Annotated in this window: 8 protein-coding genes and 1 riboswitch; of the genes, 2 read left to right on the forward strand and 6 right to left on the reverse strand. The window is 59.7% G+C overall.

All coding sequences use genetic code 11. The features are described 5' to 3' along the window. Positions 1 to 61: 61 nt before the first annotated feature. Positions 62 to 123, forward strand: a riboswitch (SAM riboswitch). Further along, entirely contained in the window at positions 119 to 1,345 is a 1,227-nt protein-coding gene (metK, locus tag F7D08_RS00290) for a methionine adenosyltransferase (RefSeq protein ID WP_152208771.1), read from the forward strand. Its footprint overlaps the riboswitch before it by 5 nt. Positions 1,346 to 1,437: 92 nt before the next feature. Here metK and F7D08_RS00295 read toward each other — a convergent pair whose 3' ends face one another. After that, on the reverse strand, positions 1,438 to 2,556 hold the full coding sequence (locus tag F7D08_RS00295) for an ATP-grasp domain-containing protein (protein ID WP_152208772.1): 1,119 nt from the start codon (positions 2,554 to 2,556) through the stop codon (positions 1,438 to 1,440). Positions 2,557 to 2,608: 52 nt separating this feature from the next. Continuing rightward, entirely contained in the window at positions 2,609 to 4,108 is a 1,500-nt protein-coding gene (locus F7D08_RS00300; RefSeq protein WP_152208773.1) for an LLM class flavin-dependent oxidoreductase, read from the reverse strand. 400 nt (positions 4,109 to 4,508) lie between these two features. On the opposite strand from F7D08_RS00300, the gene F7D08_RS00305 reads away from it, so the two are divergent. Next, a complete protein-coding gene (locus tag F7D08_RS00305; RefSeq protein WP_226803211.1) occupies positions 4,509 to 5,567 on the forward strand; it encodes an LLM class flavin-dependent oxidoreductase in 1,059 nt (352 codons plus the stop codon). A 54-nt stretch (positions 5,568 to 5,621) separates the two neighbouring features. Here F7D08_RS00305 and guaD read toward each other — a convergent pair whose 3' ends face one another. From guaD to ileS, 4 genes are all read right to left on the reverse strand, one after another. After that, complete coding sequence (gene guaD / locus F7D08_RS00310; protein ID WP_152208774.1) at positions 5,622 to 6,989, reverse strand: guanine deaminase; 1,368 nt, start codon at positions 6,987 to 6,989, stop codon at positions 5,622 to 5,624. 100 nt (positions 6,990 to 7,089) lie between these two features. Continuing rightward, positions 7,090 to 8,499 (reverse strand): MFS transporter, encoded by a 1,410-nt coding sequence (locus F7D08_RS00315; protein ID WP_152208775.1) that lies wholly within the window; start codon positions 8,497 to 8,499, stop codon positions 7,090 to 7,092. A gap of 54 nt (positions 8,500 to 8,553) precedes the next feature. Next, a complete protein-coding gene (locus F7D08_RS00320) occupies positions 8,554 to 9,510 on the reverse strand; it encodes a nucleoside hydrolase (protein WP_152208776.1) in 957 nt (318 codons plus the stop codon). A 214-nt stretch (positions 9,511 to 9,724) separates the two neighbouring features. Continuing rightward, entirely contained in the window at positions 9,725 to 13,030 is a 3,306-nt protein-coding gene (ileS, locus tag F7D08_RS00325) for a mupirocin-resistant isoleucine--tRNA ligase (protein WP_152208777.1), read from the reverse strand. Between the last annotated feature and the right edge of the window lie 249 nt (positions 13,031 to 13,279).

Genomic DNA, 13,279 nt, shown 5'->3' on the forward strand with positions numbered 1-13,279 from the left:
CGCGCTGGTTGGCACGAGCCCTTTTGTTATGCCTGCCCTGCTGTATCAATAATTGAAGAACCGTATCATTGTGCCTCGCATTTCAAGCGGGGCGATAAGTCCTAATGAAAGGGATGATATGACTGAAGAAAAGCGGCTTATTTCCGCAGAATCCGTGACCGAAGGCCACCCCGACAAGGTTTGCGATCAGATTTCCGACGCCATTCTTGACGACCTTCTCGCCCAAGACCCCACGAGCCACGTCGCCGTGGAGACTTCTGCCGCCACCGGCGTATTCCTGGTGTTCGGCGAAGTCACCTCCGAAGGCTACTGCGATGTGCAGGCCAAGGTCCGTGAAACGTTACGCAATATCGGCTACACCTCCTCCGAGGTCGGCCTTGACGCCGATTCCTGCGGTGTGATCGTGGCCATCACCGGCCAAAGCGCCGAAATCAATCAGGGAGTCTCCCGCTTGAGCGCCGCCGAGGAAACCGCCGCCAGCCGCGAAGAGCGTTACGAGGCTCAGGGAGCCGGCGATCAGGGCGTGATGTTCGGCTACGCCACCGATGAAACCCCAGTACTGATGCCTCTGCCGATCTATCTGGCCCACCGTCTCGCCTTCCGCCTGACCGAGGTGCGTAAGTCCGGCGAAGTGCCGCATCTGCGCCCGGACGGCAAGACCCAGGTCACCGTCGAATACGACGAAAACGACAAGCCGGTTCGCCTGGATACCGTGCTGATTTCCACGCAGCACGATCCTGAGGCCACGCATGCATGGCTTGAGGCTCAGCTCAAGGAACGTGTCATCGATCCGGTGCTCAAGGAAGTCCTCGGCGACAAGGTGCCGTACGAGGGCTACCGTCAGCTGGTCAACCCGACCGGTTCCTTCATTCTCGGCGGCCCGGCCGCAGACGCCGGCTTGACCGGCCGCAAGATCATCGTGGACACCTACGGTGGCGCCGCTCACCACGGCGGCGGCGCGTTCTCCGGCAAGGACCCGTCCAAGGTGGACCGTTCCGCCGCATACGCCACCCGCTGGGTTGCGAAGAACATCGTGGCCGCCGGTTTGGCTCACAAGGCCGAGGTCCAGGTGGCCTATGCCATCGGCGTGGCCGACCCGGTGTCCATCAACGTGGAGACCTTCGGCACCGAACAGGGTGTGACCCGTGGTCAGATTGCCGCCGCAGTGCGCAAGGTGTTCGACCTGCGCCCGGCCGCCATCATCGATGAGCTCGACTTGAAGCGCCCGATCTACCTGAAGACCGCCGCATACGGCCACTTCGGTCGCACGGATGTCGAGTTCCCATGGGAGCAGACCAATAAGGTTGAAGAGCTCAAGGCCGCCATCGCCGCAACCGCCGAGTGATTTCCAAATCTGCCGCACTATAGGAAAACCCGCCCTTACAAGGCGGGTTTTTCCATATCAATGAACTCGGTGACATAGCCGTGGCCAGGCCATCATACGGCAGATTCCTGCGCCAGCAATCCTCCCAGGTATCGCGCCACCGCATGGGCCGCCGACGGCGCCACCGCTTCGACCGCCGAATTGTAATTCGTGTTGGTGTTGATGTCGTAGACCACCGTACGGCCGTCAGCGGTTTCGAAGAATTCGATGCCTGCGATGTCAATCCGCTGGTCGGCAAGGAATGCCTCCAACTGCCGCACCAATGGTGTGCCGCGTGTGATATCAGCGCGCGGGGTGAACGCAGACACGCCGCTCACAGCATCAGGCTCGCACGCGGCTGGAGCCAGCGCCTGCCGTTGCAGCGTCAGCGTTGCTGCAGCTGTAGGCAGGTGTGGCAACGCCTGCGGCAACGGGCTCGCAGGTGCCTCGCAGGCCGCCGGCGCGAATCCCTGAGTCGTCTGACCACCAGCATGCGCATGATCATGCCCGTCATCGTCAATCGCACAGGCATCCGCCGGGCATAGCGTGAACTTGCCACCGGACGTATCGACGCGAACCGCATAATGCAGCTTGCCGCCGATGAATTCAAGACGGGTGATGAACGGCTGCGCGGTAACGATGTATTCCTGCAGCAAGGTCACACCGTCAATCGGATCGCGCCATTCGTCACTGACCACGAATCTCTCGAATTCCTCGAACGATTCGAATTTGCGCACGCCCAGACCTTTGCCGCCCTGATTATGTTTGGTGATGAACGGCGTGGTGAATTCCCGGGCCCGATCAAGCAAATCGTTGCGCCCGAACACCGCCACCGTGTGCGGCACATCGAATCCCGCGCGCTTGAGCGCCGTGTACTGGGCCACCTTGCTCACTTCCAGCTCCAATACGTTCAGCGAGTTCACCACCGTGCGCCCATAGCTTTCCAGCCATGCATAGAGCGCTCTCGCGTATTCCTTGGCATGCGGATGGTCTCGTGACGGCGATGATGCGGATAGTCTGGACCAGAACACGCCTTGCGGCGGCTCTTGGAACAAATCAATCGAGCCAGTGGCGATGTCCCATTCCTGGAATGGCACATGCTCCTCCTCGAACGCCTTGACCAGCGGAGGAATCCACTCGGGGTTTTCGTGAACGATATACACCTTGGGGGTCGTCGCGGTCGAATCACTCATGATGGTTGATCGTTTTCCTTACTGTTGGTTGTATGCCGATGGTGTTCAGGTCTCAGACCACCTGAGGGCCTAGAGGGCCGCCGACGCGGTACCGGGCGCCTCGATGATTGCTGGGCACTCGGTCACCGCGTCCGAACAGTTTGTTGCGCAGTGTACCTTCCCGGTAGGAGCGCGGATACACGCCACGCTCCTGCAGTACCGGCACCACGTATGCGATGATGTCTTCCCATGTTCCCGGATTGATGACGTAAGCCAAGTTGAACCCGTCCACATCCGTATTGGCTTGCAATTGCTGCAGATAATCAGCCACTTCGGTGCCGGAACCCACGTAGACCGGTCCCAATCCACCGATTTTCGTCCGCTCGGCGATGTCGCGAATCGTCCAGGCGCTGCCGTCCTCTCCAGTGGCGGCGGCCAGGGATGCCGCGGTGGACTGGATCGCGTTGGATTTGATCTCACCTAACGGAGCATCTGGATCGAACTGTTGCAGGTCCACTCCAGCCCAGCCGGAATTCAGTACCAGCGCGCCCTCCGACGACGCGTAATGCAGATAGTCCTGATACTTCGCTTCGGCCTTCTCATGTGTGGCATCGGTAATCACCGTGAGCAATGCGTAAATGCGTGCGTCATATCGGCTTCTTCCAGCGTCTTCCAATGCCTTACGGATGCGTGTCACCGTTTCCTTCAACTGCCATTCGGTGGGGCTGGCCACGAATATCGCCTCGGCGTTCTCCGCCGCGAACTGCGTGCCACGCGGGCTCGCACCGGCCTGGAAAATCACCGGGGTCCGCTGCGGTGAAGGCTCGCTCACATGGATGCCCGGAACCCGGTAGTACTTGCCCTGATGATTGATGGGATGGACTTTCGTGGGATCCGCGAATACATCGTGCTCACGGTCTTCGACGACTGCGTCATCCTGCCAGGAGCCCTCCCATAGCTTGTAGAGCACCTCCAGGTATTCGTCGGCGCGATCATAGCGCTCATCATGCTTCAGCTGATCCGTGTCGCCGAAGTTGCGCGCGGCGCTCGGCAGATAACCGGTCACCACGTTCCATCCCACGCGGCCTTTCGTCAGATGGTCCAAGGTGGACATGCGACGGGCGAATGGGTATGGATGCTCATAGGCGGTTCCTGCGGTGATGCCGAATCCCAGATGTTTGGTGACCGCGGCCATCGCACTGGTCAACAGAATCGGATCGTTCAATGGCACCTGATTGGCGGTGCGTAGCGCGGCGTCGGCGTTGCCGCCGTATAAGTCGTAGACGCCCAGCACATCGGCGATGAACAACGCATCGAAATAGCCCGACTCCAGCAGCTTGGCCTTGTTCACCCAGTGGTCCAAATCCTTGTATGCGCGCGAATGATCATCCGGATGCCGCCATAGGCCTGAGGTCTGATGCCCGATGCAGTTCATGTCGAACGCATTGAATCGTATTTCGCGCTGACCGTCGGCGTTCAGCAGAGGCCCGCTTGTTGACGCTCCATCATCGCCGCCGCTGATGGATGCGGTGTCTGTGGGTGCGATTGTTCCGAGTGATGCAGTGGCGCTCATGATAATCCCCTTCCGTGCCACGTATCCTATGTTGGAGGCCTCAGCCGGCCATTCCCTTGCCGCCCTTCCCCTCGGGAACAAGGATTGCGCTCCATTATGCAGGGTTTTGCACCGGAACAGCACCGAGATCAGAACCGGGTCGTATAGCAAAAATGGATATGCGGCTATCAATCTCATGCACCATCACGATTTCCTCCGCACTCAATCAGGCAAATGAGATGCAGGTCACAATAATGGCGGAATTACGCCAATCTGCGCATGTGATGACAACATCAACGCACAGCAGTCTGCGTTATGCCAACCACACGAACGCCTTGATAACAGCCCATAGATTTTACGCATGGGAACACCCCGCGTCCGCCCTTGCCAAACCGCGAGGGCATCCGTTAGACAGAGGAGCATGACTATTTCATTCGGATATTGGACGCCGGTCTTCGGAGGATGGCTGCGCAACGTCGAGGACGAGCACACACCTGCGGATTTCGAGCATCTCAAAACCATCGCACAGTATGCGGAACAGCACGGCTTCGACCTCACGTTGGTTCCCGAACTCAATCTCAACGACATCAAGGGCGACAACGAACCAAGCCTGGACGCCTGGACTGTTTCCGCAGGACTTGCGGCAACCACCCAACGTCTGACCATTCTCGCCGCATTGCGCCCGGTGTACAAGCTGCCAACGATTGTGGCCAAGGAGGCGGTCACCTTGGCCAATATCAGCCATGGCCGATTCGCCATCAACATCGTCTCAGGCTGGTGGCAGGAGGAGGCTCGCCAATACGGCGGAACATTCCCCGAGCATGACGACCGGTACGCGCGCACCTTGGAATTCGTGAAAGTGCTTCAGGGGCTGTGGTCTGAGCCCTCACCCTTCACGTTCCACGGCGATTACTACGACTACGAGAACACGTGGGCCGAACCCAAGCCGAATCCACGTATCCCCTTGTATTCCGGCGGCGAAAGCGATATCGGGCGCAATACCATCGCCCAATTCGCCGACTATTACGTGACCCACGGCGGAACGGTGGAGGAATTGCGCGACAAGATCGCGGATCTCAACCAACGCCGGCGGGAAAAGGGGCGCGGCGATTTCGAGGGATTCGGCATGGCCGGATACATCATCGTGCGTGACACCGATGAGGAGGCGCAGCAGGAGCTTAATCGCATCACTTCGGTGAAGCCGGGGTCAAAGGCATACGACAATTTCCAACAGTTCGTCAGCAACTCGCATTTGAACGTCGATATCGATTTGAGGGACTATTCGGTGTCCAACAGAGGGCTCAGGCCCGGATTCGTGGGCACGCCGGAGCATGTGGCCGATCGCATCATCGCCTATGAACGCGCCGGCGTGAACCTGCTGCTGCTCCAGTTCTCACCTCAGCTTGAGGAAATGCAGCGGTTCAGCGAGCAGGTCATTCCGTTGGTACGGCAGAAAGAAGCCGAACTCGGGTTGCGCTAGGCGATTGTGGCGTTCGTTGCAGCACGCGTCGCGACAAACGCCACAATCAGCAGATTATTTGTTGATGACTTCACGCCCCTGCACCCACACGGTGCGGATATTCTCAGGAACAGCCAGATTCAGTATCTTTTGGAAGATATCCGAATCCGGCTCGCTCGTATCGAAGATAGGCAGTCGGGCACTTGGGAACGTCGTATCAATCACTTGAGCGTCCCAAGCGTAGCCGGCTTCCAGTCGGCCGATGGGAAGGTCCAAGGATTCGCCGCCGCCGGCAGTGGCCAGGTAGAACGCATTGTTCAACGTCAGTGCGCTATCCGCCACACCCCGCTCCCCTGCCGTCAGGTCACGGTTCACACCGGTTTGCAGCATGCGTGAGGAAATCACAGCCTGGCGAATCGCACCATACAGGTCTGGGTTGTATCCACCGGAAATATCACTGCCCAGCGCCACATGCATGCCGGCATTCAAGTATCGATGTATCGGTGCCACGGCACCGGCGAAGAACGCGTTGGACAATGGGCAGTGCACGGCAACCGCCCCGGTCTCGGCGAACATGCGCATGTCTTCCTCGCTGGGGTACACGCTGTGGGCCAGAATGCTACGGCGGGTGAACAGTCCGAACTTGTGCAGCATATGCGTATCGCTGCGCCCGTACCGCTCGTAGGCATAGCCATGTTCCCAATCGCTTTCGCTGCAATGGGTTTGGATGTAGGCGATGGACTGATATCGTGCGGCCAGTTCGCCAAGTCCCTGCAATGCCTCATCGGTGCAGCTGGGGATGAAGCGCGGGGTGATCACCGGGTAGATACCCTGTACGCTGTGCTCGTTGAGTGCAGCGACTTCATTGATGAATCGTTCGGTCTCCTCGATGGCAGCTGCAGCGGAAGCATCGCGATAGTAATCCGGGTTCGCTTCAGGGCTGTCCATCACCACCTTGCCCACCAAGGCACGCTGGCCCAAACGTTCAGCCTCCTCGGCAAGCACCAGTGAGCCTTTTCGATGCACGGTGGCGTAATAGGAGGCCGTGGTGGTGCCGGTGGAGAGCATGCGGTTCACTAGATCCCCGTACACGAGATGCGCAAAGGATTCGTCAGCGAACTTGGATTCGGTGGGGAACGTGTATTTGCCGAGCCAGACTTCCAACGGCTCGTCCAGTCCGGTGCCGTCCTGTGCCCATTGCGGGGCGTGCACATGGAGGTCGATGAAACCGGGCAGCAGGTATGAGCCTTCGGGAATGACCCGATAAACGCCTCGTTCCTGGGCCTGATTCTTTTCGACCGTATAACGCTCATCCCCCGGCTCGATCACTGATTGAATCATGCCGTGATCATCGATCAAAAACAGCGAATGTTCGAAGTAACGCACTTCATCTCGGGACTGTGCGGTAAATCCTGAACCTTCGACCACTAGGGCAATCGTCATTGATAGTCTCCTTTATCTCGTTGTCAATAGTGAAAAAGGCTCGCAACCATCTGGGAACCGGTGGTGTGCGAGCCTTCAAGCAACCGAACTTCTAGCGAAATCAGTTCTGGCTGTAGATCTTCTTACGGAAGACGAGGAACACAATCAGACCGAGCAGGATCACGCCTGCGCCGATCAGGAGCAGGTTGGCGTAACCAGCGGCGGCGCCCGTGGCACCGGTGATGCTGGAGCCGGCCAGCGACTGCGAGCCCATCAGACCACCAATCACGGTGATGCCGATGGAAGCGGTGACGTTCATGACCAGATCGTTCATGCCCACGCCACGGCCGGATTCGCTCTGCGGCAGCGTGTCAATCACCGTGGAAAACACCGGGGAGTAGAGCAGACCCACGCCGCAGTAGAACAGGCATGCGGTGAGCGTCAGCACCAGGAAGCCGGCGTTGACGGCCAGGGCGGCAGTTGCGAAGCCGGCGATCATCAGTACAGCGGCGGTGATCAGCGCGGCCTGACGACCGATCTTGCCCATGATCCAACCGGAAGAGGTGCCCACCACGGCGGCGCACACGAAGGCCCACACAATGTAGGTGGACACCTGGGCGGTGGTCATGCCGTAAACGGTGGTGCCGATGGCGTTGAACATCGGGGAGATGCAGTAGTTGGTGAAGTAGAACAACAGAATCAGGCTGATGGCGGCCAGCCAACGGGTGTTCTTGAAGAAGTCCGGGGTGATGAACGGCTTGGCGGCCTTGTGGATGTACACGGCGAAGATGGCGAACAGCGCCACGGCCACACCCAGCATCCACCATGCCATGTAGGAGAAGAACAGGGTGAGGAAGGCGCTTGCGAAGCCGAAGATCGTGAAGCCGATCCAGTCGACGTGCTCATTGTCGCCCTGGCGTCCGGGCAGGTTCTTCAGCAGGGTCGGCAGGAAGAAGATCGTCACCACGGGGATGAGGAACAGGTACTGCCAGGCGATGGAGCTCAGCACGCCGGCTGTGAACACGCCAATGGAGGCGGACAGCTGGTAGGCGGCGGTGTACAGGCCGAAGAAGATGACCTTCAAGGATGGCTTCAGGTACTTGGTGGTGATGACCAGGAACACCGAACCGGCCACCTGCTCGCCGGCGGTCTGCAGCACGCGGGCGATGATTACCGTCCAGATGTTCGCGGTGAAAAAGAAGTTTGCCACGAAACCAAACACCGAGCCGACCAGCAGGGCGATCAAGCCGGCAACGACCAGACGCTTCAGGGAAACGAAGTCGCCGAGGGAACCGTAGATGAAGCAGACGATGCCAAGCACCAGCGATGGGAATGCGGTGATCAGCGAAGCCTGGGCGGGAGCACCGACATCCTCACCGACCTGGGTGAACACCAGATTGAAGCCCTGCAGGCACAGAGTGCCGAGGATGAAGGTGATCAGCAGCAAAATCAGGGCCTTGATGGCCATCTTATTGCTGGTTTCCGGGTCGGACCAGGGGTCGAAGACCGCGGTGGTAGTGGTTTGTGCCATTATTGTTTTCCTTTATTTCTTTTCTCTCTTTTGGGGAAGTCTCAAACGTGCCGCTCAGGCATTCTTGGCGAGTGCGGTGATGCGGGTCATGAACTCGTTGAGGAAGCGCGGCACATCGACCTGAACCGCGGCCTGCATGGTTTTGACCGGATCGTTCATGCGCGTGTTGTCGCCGATGGTGCGGCCGCGGGTCGGGCCCTCGACGTCCACCTTCATGTTGATGGGCAGCGTGGTGACCAACGTGGGGTCGACGGCCACGCCGACGGCAAGCGGATCGTGCAGGCCGCAACCGCCCAGGTGCGGTGACGTGGTCTCGTAGGCCTTGATGTAGTAGTCGGTCATGTCTGCGAGGAAGTTGCCGGCCTTGGTACCGAGGTCGCGCCAGGTCTGGGTTTCCTTGTAGGTCAGCAGCGTCTGCAGAGTGACGTCAAGGCCGACCATCGTGGCCGGGGCGCCGGAGCGGAACAGGTAGTCGGCGGCTTCCGGGTCCTGGGAGATGTTGGCTTCCTCCCAGCCATTCACATTGCCGCAAACGGTAAGCGCGCCACCCATGAGCACGATCTTGCCGATCTCGTCCTTGATTTCGGGGGCTTTCTTCAGGGCGGCGGCGATATTGGTCATCGGGCCGGTGGGCACGTAGATCAAGTCCTTGCCGTAGGTCTTCACCGCATCGATGATGAAGTCCACCGCGGATTCGGTTTCCGGTTCACGGTTCGAATCAGGGATGTCCACGTCGCCGATGCCGTTCTTGCCATGGATGAAGGCGGAGATGTCAAGCACTTCGAAGGAATCGGTGGTGCTGGAATGCGGCAGACCCTTGTACACCTTGACCTCAGGGTGGCCAAGCAGGTCGGTGATGGCCAGCGAGTTGCGCACGCCCTGTTCGAGCAATACGTTGCCGTAAGTGCCGGTGATGCCGATCAGCTCGACTTCCGGGCTGCCGAGTGCGTAGGAAATGGCAAGGGCGTCGTCTACACCGGTGTCAAGATCCAGAATGAGTTTCTTTGTCATGGGAGTGCCTTTCCCTGTGTTGCCATCAATAGTCGATCGGCTATTGATTTACCTCGTTAATATTAACGGGAATATGACAAATCTCGAGAGCATGGGCGTGGCACAATCATGTGACTTGATCAACGAAAAGAAGCCTGGTTCCCTATGGGTATGGGAACCAGGCTTCCTATCTATGATGCAGCCGCTGATGCGAAGGCACTATGCGGTTAAGCGCTCAGGCCTTCTTCACTTCGACGGCGAGCTCGGCACCTTCCTTGACATCCAAGGCAGTCGCGAGCGTCTCGCGGGCGATAAGGTCCTTGAACTGCTCGACCTTGGCCACGTCGGCGGCCGGTACGGTGAGCGTCAGGGCGATACGGTCGGCGATATCCAGACCAGCGTCCTTACGGGCATCCTGCACGGCGCGGATGGCATCGCGAGCGTAGCCTTCGGCTTCCAGGTCCGGAGTCAACGCGGTGTCGAGAATCACGAAGCCACCGGTCGGCAGGGCTGCGGACACGGAAGCGGCCGCCTCGGCAGCGTTCTCCTCCTCCACGCGATTAATCAGCTCGTATTCGCCTTCAACCAGAGCCACGTCGCCGTTCGGGGTTTCCACCACCGGAGCGCCGGAGGCATCCACATGCCAAGCACCGGTCTTGGAGGCCTTGATGGCGAACTGCACCTGCTTGCCGAGGCGCGGGCCAGCGGCACGGGCGTTGACCTTGAGCTGGTGCACGATCTTCAGGCCCTGGGAGCCGGCATCTTCCATCGTGCAGAACTCGATGTCCTTCACGTTGAGCTCGGACTTCAAGACCTCAGCGTACGGCTTGACGTCATCCACATCCTCGACCACGACGGTGAGCTTGGAAAGCGGCTGGCGCACGCGAATCTGGGAGGCCTTGCGCAGGGACAGGGTGCCGGAGACGACCTCACGCACCTTCTCCATGGCGTTGACCAGCTTCGGATCGTCGACCAGCACGCGGCCAAGTTCAGCGGCCTCGCCGGTCTTCTCGTCCACGACGAACGGCCAGTCGGCCAGATGTACGGATTCACCACCGGTGAGGCCACGCCACACGGATTCGGCTTCCATCGGGGCGAGCGGCGCGAGCACGCGCATGAACACCTCAAGCACGGTGTACAGCGTATTGAACGCATTCTCGTCCTCATTCCAGAAGCGGTCGCGGGTGTTGCGGATGTACCAGTTGGTGAGCACGTCGATGAAGTCGGAGGCCGCATCGCAGGCATCGGAGATTGCGAACTCGTTGAGTGACTTCTCCACCTTCTCGACCAGACGACGGGTACGGGCCAGGAGGTAGCGATCCATCTCCGGCAGTCCGGCGACCTCGTCAGCGGTCAGGTGGCGGGCGTCGAAGCCCTTGCCGCCGTTGGCCGCATTAGCGTACAGCGTGAAGAAGTAGTAGGAGCTCCACACCGGCAGCATGACCTGGCGGACCGTGTCGCGGATGCCTTCGGCGGTGACAATCAGGTTGCCGCCACGCAGAATCGGCGAGGACATGAGGAACCAGCGCATGGCGTCGGAGCCGTACTTGTCGAACACGCCGTTCACATCCGGGTAGTTACGCAAGTGCTTGGACATCTTCTGGCCGTCGGAGCCGAGCACGATGCCATGGCAAATCACGTTCTTGAAGGCCGGGCGGTCGAACAGGGCGGTGGCCATGACATGCAGCAGGTAGAACCAGCCACGGGTCTGGCCAATGTATTCGACGATGTAGTCGGCCGGGAAGTGCTGTTCGAACTTCTCCTTGTTCTCGAACGGGTAGTGGAACTGCGCGAACGACATGGAGCCGGATTCGAACCAGCAGTCGAGCACATCCGGGATGCGGTGCATCGTGGACTTGCCGGTCGGATCATCCGGGTTCGGGCGGGTCAGGTTGTCGATCCACGGACGGTGCATGTTGATGTTGCCGTCCTTGTCGCGCGGATAGTCGCCGAAGTCGTTCTTCAGCTCTTCGAGCGAGCCGTACACATCCACGCGCGGGTACTTCGGATCGTCGGAGACCCACACCGGAATCGGGGAGCCCCAGAAGCGGTTACGGGAGATGGACCAGTCACGGGCGTTGGCGAGCCACTTGCCGAACTGGCCGTCCTTCACGTTTTCCGGGATCCAGTTGATCTGCTGGTTGAGCTCCAGCAAGCGCGGCTTGATCTTGGTCACGGAAACGAACCAGGAGGAGACCGGCTTGTAGATCAGCGGGGTGGCGCAGCGCCAGCAGTGCGGGTAGGAGTGCACGTAGCTCTTCTCCTGGAAGAGGATGGCGCGCTTGTCTTCGTCGATCTGGGCGAGCGGACCGTCACCGGCACGCAGGTTCCTGAGGATCGGCAGGTTGGCGTCGAACACGAACATGCCTTCGTATTCGGGGCACTGGGAGGTGAAGCGGCAGCCGGCGTCGAGCACGTCAGTGCTCTTGATGCCCTTGGCGTTGAGCGTGTTCATATCGTCTTCGCCGTAAGGAGCCTGATGCACGAGGCCGGTACCTTCAACGGTGTCGACGTAGTCGGCAGTGAAGATCGTGTAGCCGTTCGGGCCGGGCACGTTGCCTTCGGTCTCGGCCTGCTCACCGGCGAAGTACGGGAAGACCGGCCAGTACCGGCGGCCTGCCAGCTCGGAGCCCTTAAGCTCGCGCACGACTTCGTAGTTCTCGCCGAGTTCCTTGGTGTAGTGGCCCAGCAGGTCCTTGCCGAGGTAGAACTTCTTGCCGGCGAACTTGCCCTCGGTGGGCTGGACTTCCACGTAATCGATGTCGGCACCGACCACGATGGCGAAGTTGGTAGGCACGGTCCACGGGGTGGTGGTCCAGAAGACGGCGTAGGCATCTTCATCGCGCAGCTTGACGGCCACGGAGACGGTGGTGTCCTGACGGTCCTGGTAGACGTCGGCATCCATACGAAGCTCATGGGCGGAAAGCGGCGTGCGATCCTTCGGGCAGTACGGCAGCACGCGGTAGCCCTGGTAGGCCAGACCCTTATCGTAGAGCTGCTTGAAGGCCCACATCACGGATTCCATGTACGGGATGTTCAGGGTCTTGTAGCCGTGCTCGAAGTCCACCCAGCGGGCCTGACGGTGCACGTAGTCCTGCCACTCGTGCGTGTACTTCAGCACGGATGCGCGGCAGGCGTCGTTGAACTTATCGATGCCCATCTTCTCGATCTGGTCGACCGAGTCGATGCCGAGTTCCTTCTGGGCTTCCAGCTCGGCCGGCAGACCGTGGGTGTCCCAGCCGAAGACACGGTTGACCTTGCGGCCCTTCATGGTCTGGTAACGCGGGATCACGTCCTTGGCGTAGCCGGTCAGCAGGTGGCCGTAGTGCGGCAGACCGTTGGCAAACGGCGGGCCATCGAAGAATACGAATTCGTTCTGGCTGTGGTCGCCAGAGGGGTTGCGTTCCACGGACTTCTGGAAGGTGTCGTCCTTGTCCCAGTAGTCGAGAACGGTTTCCTCCATATGGGGGAAGCTGGGGTTCGGCGCCACGTGCGCGGTTTCGCCGCCCTCGTTCGCCTTGGGATATACGTTTTCGCTCACCGTAAATCTCCTGTTTGTACTGTGCACTGGTCCTACAGGAGCATTCGTGATGATTGTTTCGAGTGGCCGCTTCAATAGTCGCCTCGTTCCGAAACCATCACCATGATGTTCCTGCCTACGAGGACGATGACGAGCGTTTCTTATGCGCCCGCACCGCGGTACCACCTCGCTTATCGCACCGGTTGCGCTGCTCTGAACTGTTGCATTCAGTACAGCACGGCCTGTGCGACCGCTTGTGTTCGGCTATCT

The sequence above is a fragment of the Bifidobacterium cebidarum genome (assembly GCF_009193305.1).
Classification (GTDB): Bacteria; Actinomycetota; Actinomycetes; order Actinomycetales; family Bifidobacteriaceae; genus Bifidobacterium; species Bifidobacterium cebidarum.

Coding starts and splice junctions, on each gene's coding strand:
- metK (WP_152208771.1), top strand. CDS start 119: ATGACTGAAGAAAAGCGGCTTATTTCCGCAGAATCCGTGACCGAAGGC.
- F7D08_RS00295 (WP_152208772.1), bottom strand. CDS start 2,556: ATGAGTGATTCGACCGCGACGACCCCCAAGGTGTATATCGTTCACGAA.
- F7D08_RS00300 (WP_152208773.1), bottom strand. CDS start 4,108: ATGAGCGCCACTGCATCACTCGGAACAATCGCACCCACAGACACCGCA.
- F7D08_RS00305 (WP_226803211.1), top strand. CDS start 4,509: ATGACTATTTCATTCGGATATTGGACGCCGGTCTTCGGAGGATGGCTG.
- guaD (WP_152208774.1), bottom strand. CDS start 6,989: ATGACGATTGCCCTAGTGGTCGAAGGTTCAGGATTTACCGCACAGTCC.
- F7D08_RS00315 (WP_152208775.1), bottom strand. CDS start 8,499: ATGGCACAAACCACTACCACCGCGGTCTTCGACCCCTGGTCCGACCCG.
- F7D08_RS00320 (WP_152208776.1), bottom strand. CDS start 9,510: ATGACAAAGAAACTCATTCTGGATCTTGACACCGGTGTAGACGACGCC.